Origin of the sequence: Streptomyces sp. 796.1 (genome assembly GCF_047525675.1) — a bacterium.
Taxonomy (GTDB): domain Bacteria; phylum Actinomycetota; class Actinomycetes; order Streptomycetales; family Streptomycetaceae; genus Streptomyces.
Window position 1 is genome coordinate 1 of record NZ_JBLIWA010000073.1, and the last position, 22,522, is coordinate 22,522.

The 22,522-nt window shown below is 72.2% G+C and carries 2 protein-coding genes; both read left to right on the top strand.

The window, feature by feature from the left end; genetic code table 11:
* The first annotated feature begins 167 nt into the window (after positions 1-167).
* Positions 168-21,251 (top strand): SDR family NAD(P)-dependent oxidoreductase, encoded by a 21,084-nt coding sequence (locus tag ACMA1D_RS31150; RefSeq protein ID WP_414727335.1) that lies wholly within the window; start codon positions 168-170, stop codon positions 21,249-21,251.
* Positions 21,252-21,312: 61 nt separating this feature from the next.
* On the top strand, positions 21,313-22,522 hold a 1,210-nt coding region (locus ACMA1D_RS31155), incomplete at its 3' end, for a beta-ketoacyl synthase N-terminal-like domain-containing protein (protein ID WP_414727336.1).

The following is a 22,522-nucleotide window of genomic DNA, read 5'->3' on the forward strand; positions in this document are numbered from 1 at the left end:
CGCTCTCTGAGACGCTTGACGAGTTGGGTTGTTCAGGTGTGGTGGTGGAGACGCTGCGTCGCGGTGAAGGCGGCCCGTACCGGTTGGCACGCTCGCTGACGTCGGCTTTCGTTCAGGGTGTGGCGGTGGACTGGGCGGGGTTCTTCCCTCACGCCCAACGAGTCGATTTGCCGACGTACGCGTTCCAGCGCAAGCGGTACTGGATCGATGAGGGGGTCACCGCGGGGGACCCGGCCGGGTGGGGCATGGGGGCCGTGAGCCATCCGCTGTTGGGTGCCGTCGTGGAGTTGGCCGGGGGCCGGGGCGCGACGGTGTGGAGCGGGCGGTTCTCGCTGGCCAGCCAGGGTTGGCTGGCGGATCACGCGGTGCTGGGCTCGGTGATCGTACCGGGGACGGCGCTGGTGGAGCTGGCGTTGCGGGTGGGAGCTGACCTCGGCTGTGCCGAGGTGGAAGAGCTGACGCTGCACACGCCGCTCGTACTGCCGGAGACCGGGGCGGTACGGCTGCAAGTCAGGGTGGAGGCACCCGACGAGGCAGGGGCCCGCGCGCTGACCGTGCACTCCAGGCCCGACGGAGGGGACGCCGACCAGCCCTGGACCCAGCACGCCGCGGGCACGGTCGTTCCGCTCGACCCGCCTGCGGGCGACAGCCACGAGCCCCTCACCCAGTGGCCGCCGGCCGGGGCGGAGCCCATGGACGGGACCGATGCGTACGAGCGGCTGGCGGACGCCGGGTTCGACTACGGGCCGGCCTTCCGCGGCCTGCGGAGCGCCTGGCGGCGGGGTGCGGAACTCTTCGCCGAGGTGGCGCTGCCCGAGCACGTACGACACGCGGCCGGACAGTTCACGCTGCACCCGGCGCTGCTCGACGCGGCCCTGCACCCGCTTGCCGTGGCCGGGACGCTGGACACCTCGCTGTCGGCGCGACTGCCCTTCGCCTGGCGCGGGGTCCGCCTCGCCGCGACCGGTGCGCCCGTGCTCAGGGTGCGACTACTTCCCGCGGGCAGCGACGAGTTGGCGGTCCAGGCGGCCGACGAGAACGGCCTACCGGTGTTCTCCGCGCGGTCGCTGACCGTGCGCCCCGTATCGGCCGACCAGCTCAAGGCCGTGGACCCGTTCGTTCGCGACAACCTGTTCCAGGTGGTCTGGGACCGGCGACCGGCCCCCGCGACAACCGTTGAGGCCCCCGCCAGCGCCGAGTCCGTGACACCGCGCTGGGCCGTCATCGGGGAAGGGCCCGCCGTCGCCACCGACGGTTTCGGTCACGCCGCGACCTCGGCTGCCATCGACACCCACCCGGACCTCGCCGCCCTGCTGGCAGCGGTCGACGCTGGTGCGCCGCTCCCCGAAGCCGTGCTGTTCCGGGCGCCTGTGGGTGTGGGAGGCGGGGGTGGTACGGGCAGCGCCGCCGTGCACGAGCTGACCCACCGGGTGCTGGCCCTCCTGCAAGGCTGGCTGGCTGACGAACGCCTCGCGGCGACCCGGCTGGTGCTGCTGACCAGCGGCGCGGTAGCGGTTACCGGCCCCGAAGAGGTCACCGACCTGGCTGCCGCCGCCTTATGGGGGATGGTGCGCTCCGCGCAGGGTGAGCACCCTGACCGGTTCGTACTCGTCGACACGGACGTCCCCGACACCGACCCGCGGCGACTGACCGAGCTTGCGCTCGGCGGTGACGCACAGCTTGCGGTACGCGCCGGCGTCGGCTACGCGCCCCGGCTGGCCCGCGCCGGCGGGCGGGGCGGCAGCGGGTTCGCCCCCGCGCCTGACGGCACCGTCCTCGTCACCGGCGGCACCGGCACCCTGGGCGCGGCCCTGGCCCGACACCTGGTGACCGCGCACGGCGTACGGAGGCTGGTACTCACCAGCCGCAGTGGCGCATCGGCACCCGGGGCAGTAGCACTCCGCGCCGAGCTTGAAGAGTTGGGCGCCCAGGTGCGCGTCGCGGCGTGCGACGTGGCCGACCGCGACGCGCTGTCCGACCTGCTGCGCACGGTGGCGCCCGAACACCCGCTGACCGCCGTCGTGCACGCGGCGGGCGTGGTCGACGACGGCGTCGTGCAGGCCCTCACCCCGGACCGTCTCACCGGTGTGCTGCGCCCCAAGGTGGACGCGGCCTGGAACCTCCACGAGCTGACCAGCGGTCTTGACCTGACGGCCTTCGTCCTGTTCTCCTCGGCGGCCGGGATGATGGGTAACCCCGGGCAGGGCAACTACGCAGCCGGCAACGCCTTCCTCGACGCGCTGGCCGCGCAGCGGCGCGCCGCCCGCCGGCCGGCCACCTCGCTGGCCTGGGGTTGGTGGGCCGAGCGCAGCGAGATGACGGCCGGTCTCGGCGCCGCCGACCGACAGCGGATGGCACGCCTCGGGGTGCACCCGCTCACCTCGCAGCAGGGCATGGCCCTCTTCGACGCCGCGGTCAACCGCGACGAGCCGGTGCTGATGCCCGTACGCATGGACCTGGCCACCCTACGCACGGCAGGGCCCGACGTACCGGCCCTGCTGCGCGCCCTGGCACGGGTGACCGAACGCCGCAGCACGGGGCAGGGGACCACCCAACAAGGCTCGTTTGTCGGTCAGTTGGCTGGTCTCGACGTGGCGGAGCGGACGCGCGTCCTCGTCCAGGCGGTCTGTGCTCAGGCCGCGGCGGTCCTCGGCCATGCGCGTACGGCGGACGTGGCCGAACAGCGGGCCTTCAAGGACCTCGGCTTCGACTCCCTCACCGGACTCGAACTGCGCAACCGTCTCAACGCCACCACCGGTCTGCGGCTGCCCGCCACCCTGATCTTCGACCACCCCACCCCGCAGGCCCTCGGGCGGCAACTCCTCAAACTGCTCACCGAAGCCGAAGGCTGGGACACCGGCCTGGCCGGGCTCACCGTGACCGACTCGACGGCAGCCGCCCTGTCGACACCGGCGGCTGCCTGGGACGAACCCATCGCGATCGTCGGCATGGGTTGCCGGCTCCCCGGCGGGGTGACCAGTCCGGAAGAACTGTGGGACCTGGTCGCAGGTGGCGTGGACGCCATGACGGAGTTCCCCACCGCCCGCGGCTGGAACCTGGCCGACCTCTTCGACGCCGACCCGAGCCGCCCCCGCAGCACCTATGTGCGGACCGGTGGATTCGTCGACACCGCGACCGACTTCGACCCGGAGTTCTTCGGCATCTCGCCGCGCGAGGCGCTGGCCATGGACCCGCAGCAGCGACTGCTGCTTGAGACGTCGTGGCAGACCTTCGAGCAGGCCGGCATCGACCCGACCTCACTGCGCGGCAGCAAGACCGGCGTCTTCGCCGGCGCCATCTACTACGACTACGCCACCCGTCTCCACACCGTGCCCGACGAGTTGGAGGGTTACATCGGGAACGGCAATGTGGGCAGCGTGGCATCGGGTCGGGTGGCGTACACCTTCGGGCTTGAGGGCCCTGCGGTGACGGTGGACACGGCGTGTTCGTCGTCGCTGGTCGCCCTGCACCTGGCGAGCCAGTCACTCCGCTCGGGCGACTGCGACCTGGCCCTTGCCGGCGGGGTGACGGTGATGTCGGCCCCCAGCGTCTTCGTGGACTTCGCCCGGCAGCGTGGGTTGGCGGTGGACGGTCGGTGCAAGTCGTTTGCTGCGGGCGCGGATGGCACGGGGTGGGGTGAGGGCGTTGGCCTCCTGTTGTTGGAGCGGTTGTCGGATGCGCGGCGCAATGGGCGTCGGGTGTTGGCGGTGGTGCGGGGTTCGGCGGTGAATCAGGATGGTGCGTCGAATGGGTTGACGGCGCCGAATGGTCCGTCGCAGGAGCGGGTGATTCGGGCGGCGTTGGGTTCGGCGGGGTTGTCTGTGTCGGATGTGGATGTGGTGGAGGCGCATGGTACGGGGACGCGGTTGGGTGATCCGATCGAGGCGCAGGCGTTGCTTGCGACGTATGGGCAGGGGCGGGGGGACGGTCGCCCGTTGTGGCTTGGCTCGGTGAAGTCGAACATCGGGCATGTGCAGGCGGCTGCGGGTGTGGCGGGGTTGATCAAGATGGTGATGGCGTTGCGGCATGGTGTGCTGCCGCGAACGTTGCACGTGGACGCGCCGTCACCACATGTCGATTGGTCTTCGGGCGCTGTGGAGTTGCTGCGCGAGGAGCGACCGTGGGAGACGGGTGTGGGTGGGGTGCGTCGGGCGGGTGTGTCGTCGTTTGGGATTAGTGGGACGAATGCGCATGTGATTGTGGAGGAGGCGTCGCCGTTGGGTGGGTCTGGGGTTGGGTGTGGGGTTGGGGTTGGTGTGGGGTCTGGTTCTGGGGTGGGGTCTGTGTTTGGTGGGTGGGTTCCGTGGGTGGTGTCGGGTGGTTCGGTTGGTGGGTTGCGGGGGCAGGCTGGTCGGTTGGTGGAGTGGGTGGAGCGTGTGGGTGTGGGTGTGGGTTCTGGGGTGGGTGTGGGGGGTGTGGGTTGTTCGTTGGTGTTGGGGCGTGCGGTGTTGGGGCATCGTGCGGTGGTGTGGGGTCGGGATGTGGGGGAGTTGGTTGGTGGGTTGCGGGTGGTGGCTGATGGTGGGGTGAGTGGTGCGGGTGCGGGTGCGGGTGCGGGTGCGGGTGCGGGTGCGGGTGCGGGTGCGGGAGCGGGAGCGGGAGCGGGAGCGGGAGCGGGAGCGGGTGGTGTGGTGGTTGTGGGTGATGGTGTGGTTGGTTCGGGTTCTGGTTTTGGTGGTGCTGCTGGTGCCACTGCTGCCGGTGGGGGTGTGGGTGCTGCGGGTGTGGGTGCTGGTGGTGTTGGTGTGGGTGGTGTTGGTGTGGGTGGTGGGTTGGGGATGGTGTTTTCGGGTCAGGGGTCGCAGTTTTGGGGTTTGGGTCGGGAGTTGTATGAGGGGTTTGGTGTGTTTGCGGGGGCGTTGGATGAGGTGTGTGGTGTGTTGGAGGGGGAGGGGTTGGTGGGGTTTTCGGTGCGGGATGTGGTGTTGGGTGTGGGTGATGTGGGGGTGGATGTGGGGGGTACGGGTGTGGCGCAGCCGGTGTTGTTTGCGTTTGAGGTGGCGTTGTTTCGGTTGTGGGAGTCGTGGGGTGTGGTGCCGGGTGTGGTGGCGGGTCATTCGTTGGGTGGTGTGGTGGCGGCTTTTGTGGCGGGGGTGTTGTCGTTGCGGGATGCGGCGGTGTTGGTGGGTGCTCGGGCTCGGTTGATGGGTGGTTTGGTGGGTGGTGGGGGGATGTTGGCGGTGGGTGTGGGGGAGGGTGAGGTGTTGGGGTTGTTGGGTGGTTTGCCGTTGGGTTTGGGGTGTGTGGAGGTGGCGGCGGTGAATGGTCCGGGGAGTGTGGTGGTGTCGGGTAGTGGTGTGGGGTTGGGTTGGGTGGAGCGGGAGTGTGGGGTGCGGGGGTGGCGGTGTTCGTGGTTGGGGGTGTCGCATGCGTTTCATTCGGTGGCGATGGAGCCGGTGTTGGGGGAGTTTGCGGAGGTGGTGTCGGGGTTGGTGTTTCGGGAGCCGGTGTTGGGGTTGGTGTCGGAGGTGTCGGGTGAGGTGTTGTCGTTGGAGGTGTTGAGTGATCCGGGGTATTGGGTGTCGCATGTGCGGGAGGCGGTGCGGTTTGTTGATGTGGTGTCGGTGATGCGGGGTGTTGGGGTGTCGGTGTTTGTGGAGGTGGGTCCGGATGCGGTGTTGACGCCGATGGTGTTGGAGTGTGTGGAGGCCGAGGCCGAGGTGACTGGTGGTGCTGGCGGGGCTGGCGGTGTGGAGGTGGGTGGTTCTGGTGTGTTGGTGGTGGCGTCGCAGCGGCGTGGTCGGGGTCAGGTGGGGTGTGTGTTGGAGGCGTTGGGTCGGTTGTTTGTGGGTGGTGTGGGGGTTGATTGGGGTGGTCTGTTGGGTGCGGGTGTTGGTGGGTGGGTGGATGTGCCGGTGTATGGGTTTGATCGGCGGCGTTTTTGGTTGGAGTCGGGTGGTGGGGTGGGGGATGTGGGTGGTTTGGGTGTGGTGGGGGTGGGTCATCCGTTGTTGGGTGTGGTGGTGGGGTTGGCTGGTGGTGGGGGTTGGGTGTTTTCTGGGCGGTTGTCGTTGGGTGTGTTGGGGTGGTTGGGGGATCATGTGGTGTTGGGGCGGGTGTTGTTGCCGGGTACGGCGTTCTTGGAACTCGCTTTGCATGCCGGCCAACACACCGGCTGCGAGGTCGTGGAAGAACTCACCCTGCTCACGCCCCTGGTGCTCACCGAATCGGTCGGCACCCAGCTCCAGGTGACCGTCGCGGCGCCCGGCGAGGGCGGCCGGAGCACCCTCACCATCCATGCGCGCCCCGACGACCCGGACGCCCCATGGACCCTGCACGCATCCGGCACGCTCGCCCCACTCGGCACCACGACCCCGCGAGACACTGCGTACGCCGCCCCTGACCTCGGTATTTGGCCACCGCCCGATGCCACACCGGTCGAGATCGCGGACCTCTACGACGAGGCGGCGGACGCCGGAGTGGCGTACGGTCCCGCCTTCCGGGGGTTGCGGGCCGCCTGGCGGCGCGGCGACGAACTGTTCGCCGAAGTCGCCCTCCCGGAGGACGGCGTCCAGGGCGGGAGCGGCAGGTTCGGCGTGCACCCCGCGTTGCTGGACGCCGCCCTGCACCCGCTCGGCCTCATCGCACCCACCCAGGACCTCACTCAGGACGCCGCCGAGCCGGTCCCGCCGCGGCTGCCGTTCTCCTGGCACGGAGTGGAACTGTCCACCCCCGACACCCGTACCGTGCGCGTACGACTGCTGCCGACCGGCCCCGACACCCTGACGCTGGACGTCGCCGACGAGTCCGGACAGCCCGTACTGGGCGTCGATTCCCTGTTGGTGCGTGCTCCGTCCGCCCCGGAGCCAGCCGACCCGGTGGGGAGCGAGGCAGCCGGCGGGTTGTTCGCACTTGACTGGGTCGCGCCGGCCGCGGCCGAACCCGCTGCCGGGCCGCAGGCGGCGCGTTGGGCCGTGGTCAGCGCGACTGGCGGCGAACCCTTGGCCACGGCGCTCGACGCCGTCACGTACGACGGACTCGACGACCTCGCCGCAGCCCTGGACTCCGGCGCACCCACCCCCGACATGGTCCTGCTGCCCCTACTCGACCCCCTGACGAACGTCCCCCATCTCGGACCAACCCCCTCGGGCCCATCCCGGCCCGACCTGTCCCAGCCCGACCAGCTCCAGCCGGCCCAGCCGCCGGTCTCCGCAGCCGTTGACACCACTTCGGGCGCCACCACTAGCCCGGACACAACCAACCCCAACACCAACACCACGGCCGCCGAAGCCGTCCACCGTGCCGTGCACGAGACGCTTGATGTCTGCCGCAGGTGGCTCGACGAGCCGAAGTTCGCCGCAATCCGCCTGCTCGTCGCCGTACCCGAGGTCGCCGCAGGCAGTGACGAGGTGGCCGAGTCGGCCGCTGCCGCCCGCTGGGGATTGCTGCGCTCGGCCCGTTCTGAGCACCCCGACCGCTTCGCGTTGCTCGCCGTGGGCACCTCCCTCTGGGCCGACGACCTCCACCCGGCCGACGTACCGGTGGAACACCTCGCCCACGCCGCCACACTCTCCGAATCTGCCCTGCGCGACGGCAAGTTGCTGGTGCCGCGGCTGCACCCCACGTCCACTCTCACCGCCGTACCCGATGCCGCCCCCGCCCCCGGCCTCGCCCCCGAAGGCACCGTGCTCATCACCGGCGGCACCGGCACCATCGGCGCCCTGCTCGCCCGGCACCTGGTCCGTGCCCACGGCGTACGCCACCTGCTGCTGGTCTCCCGGCGCGGTGCGCAGGCGCCCGGCGCGGCAGCGCTGCGTACGGAGTTGCTGGCCAGCGGCGCGGACCGGGTCACCCTGGCCGCGTGCGACGTCGCAGAGCGCGCCGAACTCGCCGAGGTGCTGGACGCGATCCCGGCAGCACACCCACTGACCGGCGTACTGCACCTGGCCGGAGTGGTCGACGACGGGTTGCTGACGGCCCAGACGCCCCAGCGGGTGGACCGCGTGCTCGGCCCCAAGGTGGATGCCGCGCTGCACCTGCACCACCTCACCGCGGGCGGGGAACTGTCGGCGTTCGTGCTGTTCTCTTCCGCGGCCGGGCTCATCGGCAACCGCGGTCAGGCCGGATACGCCAGCGCCAACGCCGCCCTCGACGCGCTCGCCGCCCACCGGCGGGCCCGCGGCCTGCCGGCCCACTCGCTCCAGTGGGGGCTGTGGGGCGAGCGCAGCGAACTGACCGCCGGCCTCAGCGACGCCGACCGGCACCGGATGACCCGCGCCGGCGTGCTGCCGCTCGACACGGCCCAGGGGCTCGCCCTCTTTGACGCAGCCATCGGCCGCGCCGAGCCCGTACTCGCCCCGCTCCGGTGCGATCTGACCGTACTGCGCGGTCTCGGTGACGAACTACCGCCCGTGCTAAGGGACTTGCTGCCCGCGGCGCCCCGCACTGCCCGTCCCGTACGGGCCGCGGGGGCAGGTCGTGGGCTCGCCCGACGGCTTACCGGGCTGTCCGCCGCCGAGCAGTCGCGGCTCCTGGTCGACCTGGTCCGTACGCACGCGGCGGCCGTCCTCGGCCACGGCGGGGCGCACGGCATCGACCCCGACCGGGCCTTCAGCGAGCTGGGGTTGGATTCGCTGGCTGCGTTGGAGTTGCGGAACCGGCTCAACGCCGCGACCGGACTTCGGCTGCCCGCCACCGTGCTGTTCGACCACCCGTCGGCCACCGCGTTGGCCGGACACCTGCGGACGGCCGTGCTCGATCTGCCCGACGCCGTGCGTCCGCTGGCACCCGCCCCGCGCACCTCCGACGAGCCGATCGCCATCGTCGGCATGAGCTGCCGCTACCCCGGCGGCATCGAGACGCCCGACGACCTGTGGCGACTGGTCACCGGCGGCACCGACGCCATCACACTCTTCCCCACCGACCGCGGCTGGGACCTGGAGAAGCTGTTCCACCCGGACCCCGACCACGCCGGCACCTCGTACGTGCGCGAGGGTGGCTTCCTGCGCGGCGTCGACGGGTTCGACCCGGAGTTCTTCGGCATCTCGCCGCGCGAGGCGCTCGCCATGGACCCGCAACAACGCCTCCTCCTGGAGACGGCCTGGGAGGCGTTCGAACGCGCCGGCATCGACCCGCACGCCGCACGCGGCAGCAGGACCGGCGTCTTCGCCGGACTCATGTACGCGGACTACTCCGCGCGACTTGGCCACACCCCCGAGGGCGTCGACGGCTACCTGGGCAACGGCAGCGCGGGCAGCATCGCCTCCGGCCGGGTGGCGTACACCCTCGGGCTCGAAGGCCCGGCCATCACCATCGACACCGCCTGCTCCTCGTCCCTGGTCGCCCTGCACTGGGCCAGCCAGGCACTGCGACAGGGCGAGTGCGACCTCGCGCTCGCCGGTGGGGTGACGGTGATGTCGAGCCCGGCCACCTTCGTCGAGTTCTCCCGGCAACGCGGCCTGGCCCCTGACGGCCGGTGCAAGCCGTTCGCCGCCGCAGCCGACGGCACAGCCTGGTCGGAGGGGGCCGGCCTGCTGCTCGTGGAACGGCTGTCGGACGCCCGCCGCAACGGCCACCCCGTACTCGCGCTGATCCGTGGCAGCGCCGTCAACCAGGACGGTGCCAGCAACGGCCTCTCCGCGCCCAACGGGCTGGCCCAGGAGCGCGTCATCCGGCAGGCGCTCGCCCAGGCCGGGCTGACCCCGGCCGACGTCGACGCGGTGGAGGCGCACGGCACGGGCACCGCCCTCGGTGACCCGATCGAGGCGCACGCCCTGCTCGCCGTGTTCGGCCAGGACCGCCCCGCTGACCGGCCGCTCTGGCTCGGCTCGATCAAGTCCCACCTCGGACACACCCAGGCAGCCGCCGGCGTCGCCGGCGTCATCAAGATGGTCACCGCCATGCGCCGCGGCGAACTGCCCCGCACCCTGCACGTCGACCAACCCTCACCGCACGTCGACTGGTCGGCCGGCGCGGTCTCACTCCTCACCGAGCCGATCGACTGGCCACGGACCGGCCGGCCCCGCCGGGTCGGCATCTCCTCCTTCGGCGTCAGCGGCACCAACGCCCACCTCGTCCTGGAACAAGGTGACGTCCTGGAACACGGCCACCCGGCCCCCACCTCAGCCCCAACCCCAACCCCAACCCCAACCCCGACCTCAGTCCCGGCCCTGGCCCCGGCCGTGCCCCCGTCGCGTGCCGACGCCCCTGCCAGCGGCCCGGCGACGCCGCCAGGACGGCTCCCGGGCGACCAACCAACCCACCGCGCCGACCAGCCGGCGCCGCTGCCCTGGACCCTGTCGGGCCGGACCGCGGCGGCCCTGCGCGACCAGGCCGTACGACTGCACGCGGCGCTCCTGGCCGAGCCCGGACTGCGCCCCGCCGACGTGGCGTATTCGCTGGTCACCACCCGTACGGACTTCGACCACCGGGCGGTCGTCCTGGCCCGCGACGCGGCCGGCTTCCGTACGGCGCTCGCCGCGCTCGGCTCCCCGCCCCAGGGTGAGACGGCCGATGGCGAGACGGCTGCCGGGGAGACCCGCCCGGCCGGGGCGAGCGCGACCCGGTCCGCAGCGGCCGAACCCGCTGTGACAGAGCCCGCAGCGGGCGGCCTCACCGTGACCGACCTCGCAGCAGGTGACCCCGGAGCAGACGAGCCGGCCGCTGGTGTCACCCTGGTCACCGGTGCGGCCGTGCCACCCGGCCCGATCGTGTTCGTCTTCGGCGGGCAGGGCTCACAGTGGCCCGCCATGGCTGTCGACCTGTTGCAGGAGTCCGAGGTCTTCGCCGCGGCCGTCGCGGACTGCCACGACGCCCTCGCCTCCTTCGTCGACTGGTCATTGCTCGACGTCCTGCGGCAACAGCCCGGCGCGCCGTCGCTGGAGCGGGTCGACGTGGTGCAGCCGGTGTTGTTCGCCGTCATGGTGTCGCTGGCCGCGGTCTGGCGGTCGCTGGGGGTGCGGCCGGCCGCGGTGATCGGCCACTCCCAGGGTGAGATCGCCGCCGCCCACGTGGCCGGCGCACTCACCCTCACCGACGCGGCCCGGGTGGTGGCCCTGCGCAGCCAGGCACTGCGGGCCATCGCAGGACGCGGCGCCATGATGTCGGTCGGCACGTCGCAGGACGAACTCGCGCCGCTGCTCGCCCGCTGCGGCGGCGCCGTGGACGTGGCCGCGGTCAACGGGCCTCGGTCGCTGGTGGTCGCCGGCGCGCCGGACGCCGTGGCCGAGCTGCGCACCTTGTTGGACGCCGCGCAGGTACGGACCCGGCCGGTGCCCGTCGACTACGCCTCGCACTCGCCCCAGGTGGCGGACGTCGAAGAGCACCTGGTGGCCGCGCTCGCCGACGTACGGCCCGGGCCGACCGAGACACCGCTGTACTCGACGGTCACGGGCGAACCGCTGGCCGGCACCGATCTTGACGCCGCCTACTGGTACCGCAACCTGCGCTCCACCGTGCAGTTCGAGCGCGCCACCACGGCCCTGCTCAGGGCCGGGCACACGGTCTTCGTCGAGGTCAGCCCGCACCCGGTGCTGACGCCCGCGATCGAGCAGACCGCCGAGGCCACGGACGTTCGCGTGGTGGCGATGAGTTCACTCCAGCGCGCACAGGGCGGCATGAGGCGGCTGCTGACCGCCGTGGCCACCGCCCACGTGCACGGTGTCACCGTCGACTGGGCCCCGGCCCTCGCACCGTACGCGCCACGCCGGGTCGACCTGCCCACCTACCCCTTCCAGCGTGCCTCCTACTGGCTCACGGCCACCCCCGGCGCGGCCGATGCCGACGGGCTCGGGCTGCGCACCGCTGACCACCCGCTGCTCGGCGCCGCCGTCGCCCTCGCCGAAGGCGACCGGCACGTGCTCACCGGACGGCTGTCGCTGTCCACCCACCCCTGGTTGGCCGACCACACCGTGCTCGACACCGTGCTGCTGCCCGGCACCGCCTTCGTGGAACTCGCCCTGCGCGCCGGCGACCAGACAGGCTGCGACACCGTCGAAGAGCTGACCCTGGAAGCCCCGCTCCACCTGCGGCCGGAGGAGAACACCGGCCGGGCCGGCGCCGTACAGCTCCAACTCACCCTGGACGGGCCCGACGACACCGGGCGCCGACGACTGGCCATCCACTCCCGCCCCGACCGAGCCACCGCGGACCCCGACGAACCGTGGACCCGGCACGCCACCGGCACCCTGGCACCCACTCCCAGCCAGCAGCAGCCGACCGGGACCGCCACCGAGCCGTGGCCACCGCGCGATGCCACCCCGCTGACCACGGACGACCTCTACGCACGACTCGCCACACGCGGCTACCACTACGGTCCGCTCTTCCGCGGCGTCCAAGCCGCCTGGCGGGCCGGTGACACGCTGCTGGCCGAGGTCATGTTGCCCGACATGGACCCGGCGGCCGACGGGTACGCCCTGCACCCCGCCCTGCTCGACGCAGCCCTGCACGCCACCGCCCTGCGCGAATCGGACGGCGGCGACGGCGGCATGGGGCTGCCCTTCTCCTGGACGCGCGTGCGCCTGCACGCCGTCGGCGCCTGCGCCCTGCGGGTGCGCCTCACCCCGACGGGCCCCGACACCATCGCCCTGGAGTTGGCCGACCCGACCGGCGCCCCGGTCGCCAGCATCGCCGCGCTGACCGTACGGCCCCTCGCGGCACAGCACCTCACCACCGGCCGCGACGCCCCGAACGAGGACCTGTACCAGCTCGACTGGGTGGCCGTCCCAGCCTCCGACGAACAGCAGCCACCCGCCCGCTGGGCCCTCGTCGGCAGCGCCGACGACCAGGTGATCGAGGGGCTGCGGGCGGCCGGCGGCACCGTCACCCACCACCCGGACCTGACCACCGTCGCCACCGGCGGCACGGACGTCGCCGACACCACCGGCGACAGCACCAGCGACACCGCACGTGCCGTCCCCGACGTCGTCGCCCTCACCTGCTTCACCGACCCGGGTGGCAGCCCGGGTGACCCAGGCAACCCAAGCAACCCGAGCGACCATGCCGGCGACGCAGCCCGGGCCGCCGCCGGGCACGTGCACCGGGTGCACCAGCAACTGTGCCGCTGGCTCACCGAACCCCGCTTCGCCCACCTCCCCCTGGTGCTGCTCACCCGCGGGGCCGTCCCCGGCCACCACGGCGAGGACGTCCGAGACCCGGCCGCCGCGGCGGTGTGGGGCCTGGTCCGTTCCGCGCAGACCGAGAACCCCGACCGGTTCCACCTCATCGACCTCGACGACCACCCCGCCTCCTGCCGCGCGCTGCCCGCAGCCCTGGCCACGGCAGAGCCCCAACTCGCGCTCCGTACCGGTACGTTGTCCGCACCGCGGCTGGCCAGGGCGCGCCGGGCCGCGACGATGACGCCGCCGGACGCGGTCGCCTGGCGCCTCGACCTGCTCGGCGGGAACACCCTGGACGACCTCGGCCTGGTGCCCCACCCCGAACTCGCCGAAGCACCCCTCGCACCGGGCCAGGTCCGCATTTCCGTCCGCGCGGCCGGGCTCAACTTCCGTGACGTGGTGGTCGCCCTCGGCATGGTCGATGACACCCGCCCGCCGGGTGGCGAGGGCGCGGGCGTGGTCCTGGAGACCGGTCCCGGCGTCACCACCTGCGCGCCGGGCGACCGGGTCATGGGCCTGTTCGCCGGCGGTACGGGCCCCGTCACCACCGCCGACCACCGGCTCCTCACCCCCATCCCCACCGGCTGGTCCTACGCCCAGGCAGCCTCCGTGCCCGTCGTCTTCGTCACCGCCTACTACGGCCTGATCGACCTGGCGGGACTCCGCAGCGGCGAAACACTGCTGGTCCACGCCGCAACCGGCGGCGTCGGCACGGCCGCGCTCCAACTGGCCGCGCACTGGGGCGTGGAGGTGTACGGCACCGCGAGCCCCGCCAAGTGGCACACCCTGCGCTCCCAAGGGGTGGACGACCAGCACCTCGCCTCCTCCCGCGACCTCGACTTCGAGGACGCCTTCCGCACCGCGACCGGCGGCCGTGGCGTCGACGTCGTCCTCAACTCCCTCGCCCACGAATACGTGGACGCGTCGCTGCGCCTGCTGGCACCCGGCGGCAGGTTCCTGGAGATGGGCAAGACCGACATCAGGCAACCCGAGGCCGTCGCCGCCGACCACCCGGGCGTCGGCTACCAGGCGTACGACCTGATGGACGCGGGAGCGGACCGCATCCAGGAGATCCTGGCCGAACTGCACACCCTCTTCGAGACCGGCACCCTGCGCCCGCTGCCCGTCACCACCTGGGACGTCCAGCACGCCGCCGACGCCTTCCGACACCTCAGCCAGGCCCGCCACACCGGCAAGATCGTGCTCACCCTGCCGCCGGGCCCCACCGGGCCGCTGCCAAGCAACCCGGAAGGCACCGTCCTCATCACCGGCGGCACCGGCACCCTCGGCGGCCTCGTCGCCCGCCACCTCGTCACCCACCAGGGCGTCCGCCACCTGCTGCTCACCAGCCGCCGCGGCCAGGACGCCGCATCTGCGGCCGAACTGCAAGCGGAACTCACCGGCCTCGGCGCGCACGTCACCATCGCCGCCTGTGACGCCGCGGACCGTCAGGCCCTGGCCACCCTGCTGCACACCCTGCCCGACCGGCACCCGCTGACCGCCGTCGTGCACGCGGCCGGCGCCATCGACGACGCCGCGCTCCAGGCCCTCACCCCGGACCAAATCGACCGCGTACTCCGCCCCAAGGTGGCGGCGGCCTGGAACCTGCACGAACTCACACGCCCGTACGACCTGGAGGCGTTCGTCCTGTTCTCCTCCATGGCCGGCACGTTCGGCGGCGCGGGACAGGCCAACTACGCAGCCGCCAACGCCTTCCTCGACGCCCTCGCCCACCACCGCCGCGCCCGCGGCCTCGCCGCCACCTCCCTCGCCTGGGGCCTGTGGGCGCAGGCCAGCGGCATGACCGGCCACCTCGGCGGGGACGACATCGGCCGTATGGCACGCTCCGGCGTCACCGCGCTGCCCACCGAGCGGGCACTCGCCCTGTTCGACGCCGCACGCGCACACAACCGGGCCACCCTGGTCCCCGCCCGGCTCGACCTCACGATCCTCGGCCGGCAGGACCCGCTCCCCGCGCTGCTGCGCGACCTCACCCACACCCGACCCCGCCGGGCCGCGGCGACCAGCGCACCCGACACCACCCTGGCCGACCGGCTCGCCCGACTCTCCGCCACCGAACGACACCAGGCCCTCCTCACCCTCGTCCGCCGCGAGACCGCCGCGGTACTCGGACACCTCACCCCCGACGCCATCGGCCCGCAGCGCCCCTTCAAGGCACTCGGCTTCGACTCGCTCACCTCCGTCGAACTGCGTAACCGCATGAACCAGGCCACCGGACTGCGACTGCGCGCCACCCTCGTCTTCGACTACCCGACGCCCGAAGCGCTCGCCACCCACCTGCGCACCGAATTGGTCGGCACCCTGGACGACGGCGCTCCCGAGGCGGCACCCGCCGACCGCGGCCGGGCCACCCCGGCCACCGACGACGACCTGATCGCCATCGTCGGCATGAGCTGCCGCTACCCGGGCGCGGTGGCGTCCCCGCAGGACATGTGGCAGATGCTGCTGGCCGATACCGACGCCATCGCCCCCTTCCCGACCGACCGCGGCTGGGACATCGAGGGCCTGTACGACCCCGACCCGCACCACTCCGGCACCTCGTACGTGCGCGAGGGCGGCTTCGTACACGACGCCATCCACTTCGACGCCGACTTCTTCGGCATCTCGCCGCGCGAGGCCCTGTCGATGGACCCACAGCAACGGCTCCTGCTGGAAACCTCCTGGGAGGCGTGCGAAGCAGCCGGCATCGACCCCACCTCGCTGCGCGGCAGCCAGACCGGCGTCTTCGTCGGTGCCATGGCCCAGGACTACCGCGCCACGTCCCAGTCCATCCCGGAAGGCCAGGAAGGCTTCCTGCTGACCGGCAGCGCCACCAGTGTCATCTCCGGCCGGGTCTCGTACGCGCTGGGTCTTGAGGGCCCCGCGGTGACGGTGGACACGGCGTGTTCGTCGTCGCTGGTCGCCCTGCACCTGGCGAGCCAGGCGCTGCGCTCGGGCGAATGCGATCTGGCGCTGGCTGGCGGCGTCGCGGTCCTCGCCTCACCCCAGGCGTTCGTGGAGTTCTCGCGGCAGCGTGGGTTGGCGGTGGACGGTCGGTGCAAGTCGTTCGCTGCGGGTGCGGATGGTACGGGGTGGGGTGAGGGTGTGGGGTTGGTGTTGGTGGAGCGGTTGTCGGATGCGCGGCGTCACGGGCATCGGGTGTTGGCGGTGGTGCGGGGTTCGGCGGTGAATCAGGATGGTGCGTCGAATGGGTTGACGGCGCCGAATGGTCCGTCGCAGGAGCGGGTGATTCGGGCGGCGTTGGGCTCAGCAGGGTTGTCTGTGTCGGATGTGGATGTGGTGGAGGCGCATGGTACGGGGACGCGGTTGGGTGACCCGATCGAGGCGCAGGCGTTGCTTGCGACGTACGGGCAGGGGCGGGAGGAGGGTGAGCCGTTGTGGCTGGGTTCGGTGAAGTCGAACATCGGTCACACCCAGGCGGCTGCGGGTGTGGCGGGCGTGATCAAGATGGTGCTGGCGCTTCGGCATGGCGTGTTGCCGCGCACACTGCATGTGGACGCGCCGTCGCCCCATGTCGACTGGTCCACCGGGCAGTTGGAGCTGTTGACGGAGTCCCGGGAGTGGCCGGATGTGGATCGGCCGCGTAGGGCGGGTGTCTCCTCGTTCGGCGTCAGTGGCACCAACGCCCATGTGATCCTCGAAGCGGCACCCCCCGCGGAGGCCGTCCCCGAGGCCGCGGAGGCCATGGACGGTTCTGTGAACGCTGGCGGGGAGCGGGTTGTTGGGTTGGATGGGTTGGTTCCGTGGGTGGTGTCGGGGCGTTCGGCGGTGGGGTTGCGGGAGCAGGCTAGGCGTTTGGCGCAGTGGGCGACCGAACACCCCACCGCCGACCCGGCCGACGTGGGGTGGTCGTTGGCTGCTGGGCGTGCGGTGTTGGAGCACCGTGCGGTGGTGTGGGGCCGGGACGTGGCGGAGTTGACCGCGGGGGTGCGGGATGTGGCCGAGGGTACGGTGGGTGGTTCGGTGTGTGGGGTGGCGCGGGATCTGCCTGCTCCGGTGTTGGTGTTTCCGGGGCAGGGTTCGCAGTGGGTGGGGATGGCGGTGGGGTTGTTGGAGTCCTGCCCGGTGTTTGCGGGGGTGGTGGGTGAGTGTGCGGCGGTGTTGGAGGGGTTGGTGGAGTGGTCGCTTCTCGATGTTCTGCGGGATGAGTCGCAGGATGGGGAGTGGTGGGGGCGGGTGGATGTGGTGCAGCCGGTGTTGTTTGTGGTGATGGTGGGGTTGGCTCGGTGGTGGGAGTCGTGTGGAGTGCCGGTTGGTGGTGTGATCGGACATTCGCAGGGTGAGATCGCTGCCGCTTATGTGGCGGGGGTGTTGTCGCTTGAGGACGCGTTGCGGGTGGTGGTGTTGCGCAGCAAGGTCCTGCGGGAGTTGCCGGCTGGCGGCGGAATGGTGTCGGTGGGGCTTGCGGCGGAGGTCGTACGGGCCGGGATCGAGGCAGCCGGCTTCGGTGAGGTGATCTCGATCGCGGCGGAGAACGGGCCGACCAGCGTGGTGCTGTCCGGCGAAGTGAAAGCACTGCGCGAGCTGGTCACCGCGTACGAGCAGGACGGCGTGTGGGTGCGGTGGGTGCCGGTGGATTACGCCTCGCACTCCCCGCAGATGGACGCGGTCGGTGGTGAGTTGGCTGATCTGTTGGCTGGGGTGGTGCCGGGTTCGTCGTCGGTTCCGGTCTACTCGACGGTGACGGGTGGGTTGTTGGCGGACACGTCCGTGATGGATGGGGAGTACTGGTTCACCAACTTGCGGCAGACCGTACGGCTGCGGGAGGCCGTGGCTGCGACCGTCGCTGACGGGCACACCGCTTTCATCGAGTGCAGTCCGCATCCGGGGTTGCTGGCCCCGCTCTCCCAAACGCTTGACGAGTTGGGTTGTTCGGGTGTGGTGGTGGAGACGCTGCGTCGTGGTGAAGGCGGTCCGGAGCGGTTGGCACGCTCGCTGACCTCGGCATTCGTGCAGGGTGTGGCGGTGGACTGGGCGGGGTACTTCCCTCACGCCCAACGAGTCGATTTGCCGACGTACGCATTCCAGCGCAAGCGGTACTGGATCGAGGCCCGGACGCCGGTGGGGGACCCGACGGGGTGGGGGCAGAGTGCGGTGGGGCATCCGTTGCTGGGTGCCGCGGTGGAGTTGGCGGATGGTGCGGGCACGGTCTTCACCGGTCAGCTCTCTGCGACCGGGCACCCCTGGTTGGCTGAGCACTCGGTGCTCGGCGCAGTCGTCGTACCCGGTTCCGTACTCCTGGACGCGGTGCTGCGTGCCGCGGCCGAGACGGGCTGTGAGCTGGTGGAAGAACTGACGCTGCACACCCCGCTGGTGGTGTCGGGCACGGCAGGGACACGGCTCCAAGTCACCATGGCCGGGCCCGACGACCGCGGCGCGCGACAGGTCAGTGTCCATGCCCGTCCCGCGGACGCGGCAGACGACCAGGGTTGGACCCGGCACGCCAGCGGCACGGTGCTCCCCGAGGCCCCCGCTGCCGATGGGTCGGCCCGATCGGCGCAGTGGCCGCCCGCAGGGGCGACGCCGCTGGATGTTGCCGAGTCGTACGACAGGTTGGCGGGGTACGGAATCGCGTACGGGCCGGCCTGGGAGACGTTGGGCGGCGTGTGGCAGCGCGGTGACGAGATCTTCGCCGAAGCCACCCTGCACCCGGAGCAGGAATCCGAGGCCGACGGGTTCGCCGTACACCCGGCGTTGTGGGACGCAGGGGTACGCGCATTCTTCGCGGAGGGCTGCGGAGCCGACGAGATTGCGCTGACCTCGGTGTGGCGCCAGGTGCGGAGCACGTCCGGTCGCGGTGCGCGCGCGGTGCGGCTGTGCCTGCGGCCCGCGGGACAGGGCGTGGCCCTGGAACTGCTCGACTCGACCGGCCAGCTCCTCGCGAGCATCGGCCGGGCCGAACTGCGGCCGTGGCCGCAACGCGCCCTGCTGGCCGCCGCACCCGAACACCAGGGACTCCTGGCCGCAGTGCACTGGGTGCCCGCCGAAGCGGGCGAGGGTGAGACCAACGGTCACCGAGAGAGCGGTGGGCGTGGCGAGCACGGTGGGCACGGCGAGAACGACCGCGGGGGCGAAGGCCCGACAGCCGGTGGCACGGCGCTGAGCTGGGCCGAGGTGCGACCCGAGGGGGTTGGTACGGAGTCGCAGCCGGCCGACGCACCCGCTTACGCATCGCTGCGACAGCTACTGGACGGCCTCGCGGCGGGTGGAGCCGTGCCCGATGCGGTGGCGCTGACGCTGCCCGCCCTGGCGCCCGCGACAGGGGCGGCGGAGGCCCCCGACCCCGCTGATCGGGTCCGGGCCGCCGCCCTGGAGGCCCGCGCCGCGCTCCGCGCATGGCTGGCCGAACCGCTGCTCGCCGACTCCAGGCTGGTCCTGCTCACCCACCACGCGGTCACCACCGACGGTGAGGCCCCCGCTCCCACCTCCACCTCCACCTCCACCCCCACCTCTACCGACTCGGCCGTCAGGCTCGCCGCCGCCGCGGTGTGGGGCCTGGTCCGCAGCGCACAGCGGGAACACCCGGACCGGCTGCTGTTGGTCGACACCCAGGACGGGAAGACACCCTGGGCGGCCCTGACCCGCGCGGTGGAGTACGGGCACGAGCAGTGCGCGGTGCGCGACGGCTCCCTCCTCGTACCACGGCTCACCCCAGCACCCGCCGCCGTCAAGGCCGCCCCCGGGACATCAGTCGACAACGGCTCTGCCCCGCACCGCAGCCAGCAACTCCCCGTGGAGGGCACGGTCCTGGTCACCGGAGCGTTGGACGGGCCGGCCGGCTGGGTCGCCCGCCATGTCGTACGGGCCCACGGCGTGCGCCGGCTGCTCGTCCTCCGTCCGCAGCCCGATCCGGCGCAGGCCGAGCAGCCGTACGCGGCACCATCGCGTGCGGGACAGGCTGGCGGCGGGTTGTCGCACGGCGAGCCCGACCGGGGCGGTTCCACCCCGGGGGCGGCGGCCGTACTGGCCGAGCTGGCGGAGTGCGGTGCCGAGGTGGCGTACGCACCGTGCGAACTGGCCGACCGCGCGGCCCTGGCCGACGCGCTGGCATGGGTGCCGGCGGAACACCCACTGACGGCGGTCTTCCACACCACCACCGACACGGCGGCGGGCTGCGCGTTCAGCGCGCTGACACCGGAAGGGTTGGACGCTGCGCTGCGGGACGACGTTGACACGGCGCTCCACCTGCACGAACTGACCCGAGAGCGGGACCTGTCGGCGTTCGTGCTCTTCTCCTCCGTGGTGGGTACGGTCGGCACCCCGGGGCGGGCCGGCCGGGCGGCGGCTGCGGCCACCCTGGACGCCCTGGCAAGGCTGCGGACCACCCAGGGGCTTCCCGCGCTCGCGCTGGCCTGGGGCCCGTGGGCAGGCGGCGCGCCCGTACCCACCGCTCCTGGCGTCGGACAAAACGGCACACCCGGGCACGACGGCGAGGGCGTTCCCACCCCCGCCGGGTTGCTGCCGCTGAGCGCGGAGCACGGCCCGATGCTGCTGGACGCGGCGCTGGCCGGGACGGACCCGGTGCTCGCAGGGCTGTGCCCCGACCCGCAGGCACTCCGACGGCCAGGGCGGACCGTGCCCGCCGTGCTCCGTGGGTTGGCAGGGCGGGGCCGCGGGCGCCGTACCGGCCCCGCTGCACCACAGGCGGGACCCGCGTTGATCAAGCGTCTGTTGGCGCTTCCGACGGACGAACAAGACGCCACATTGGTCGAGTTGGTCTGCGCGGAGGCCGCTGCCGTGCTCGGGCACGGCGACCCCCGGGCCGTCGATCCTGGCCGCGCGTTCAAGGACGCCGGGTTCGACTCGCTGACCGCGGTGGAGATGCGCAACCGGCTACGGGCCGCCACCGGGCTCAGGCTCCCTCCCACGCTCGTCTTCAACCACCCCAACCCGCACCAACTCGGCCGCCACCTGCGCACCCGGCTCCTCCAGGAACACGCCGTCTCCTGGGAATCGGTGCTCGGCGAGATCGACAAGGTCGCCTCGCTGCTGTCACTCCTGCCCGAGCAGGACCGCGGCCGGGCCGCCGCCCGCCTCGCCGAACTGACCGGTGCCCAACCGCCGCGCGCCGCACGATCCACCGTGCAACCCAACGAACAGGACGCCGCGCAGACCTTCGAGTCCGCGAGCGACCAGGAAATTTTCGACTTCATCGACAAGAGCACCGGCCGCTGACGATCCGCCGCCCCGCTCCACCCCCGCCCTCCCCGGGCCCGTACGTACGGAGAAGAATTCGATGGCAAGCGAAGAGATGCTGCGGGACTACCTCCGACGGGCGTCCGCGGAACTCCACGAGACCCGCTCCCGGCTCCAGGACGCCGAGGAGAAGTGGCACGAGCCGCTGGCCATCGTGGGCATGCAGTGCCGGTTCCCGGGCGGGGTGGCATCGCCCGAGGACCTGTGGGACCTGGTGCAGCGCGGGGGCGACGCCATCACCGGCTTCCCACCCGGCCGCGGCTGGACCGACCACACCCACCCGGCACCGGCGGACGCGCCACAGGCTGGCGACGCCCAGGGGGACGGTCACCAGGGCGGCGGTCACCAGGGTGGGTTCCTCACCGACGCGACCGACTTCGACCCGGAGTTCTTCGGCATCTCGCCGCGCGAGGCGCTGGCCATGGACCCGCAGCAGCGGCTGCTGCTTGAGACGTCGTGGCAGACCTTCGAGCGGGCCGGCATCGACCCGACCTCGCTGCGCGGCAGCAAGACCGGCGTCTTCGTCGGCGTGATCGGCAGCGACTACCTCTCCCGGCTCGGGCACGTCCCCGACGAGGTCGAGGGCCATCTGCTGACCGGCAGCCTGGTGAGCGTGGCATCGGGCCGGGTGGCGTACACCTTCGGGCTTGAGGGCCCTGCGGTGACGGTGGACACCGCGTGTTCGTCGTCGCTGGTCGCCCTGCACCTGGCCGGACAGGCACTGCGCGCGGGGGAGTGCGATCTCGCCCTGGTGGGCGGGGTGACGGTGATGGCCACGCCGGGGGCCTTCGCCGAGTTCGCGCGGCAGGGTGGGTTGGCCGCGGACGGCCGCTGCAAGTCCTTCGCCGCTGCCGCCGACGGTACGGGGTGGAGCGAGGGCATCGGCCTGCTGCTGGTGGAGCGGCTGTCGGAGGCCCGCCGCCGCGGTCACCGGGTGCTCGCGGTGGTCCGCGGCTCCGCCGTCAACCAGGACGGCGCGTCCAACGGACTCACCGCACCCAGCGGCCTCGCCCAGGAACGTGTCATCCGCGCCGCCCTGGAACAGGCAGGCCTCGCCGCCTCCGACGTGGATGTGGTGGAGGCGCATGGTACGGGGACGAAGTTGGGTGACCCGATCGAGGCGCAGGCGTTGCTCGCGACGTACGGGCAGGGGCGGGAGGAGGGTGACCCGTTGTGGCTCGGATCGGTGAAGTCGAACATCGGCCATGCCCAGGCTGCCGCCGGTGTGGCGGGGTTGATCAAGATGGTGA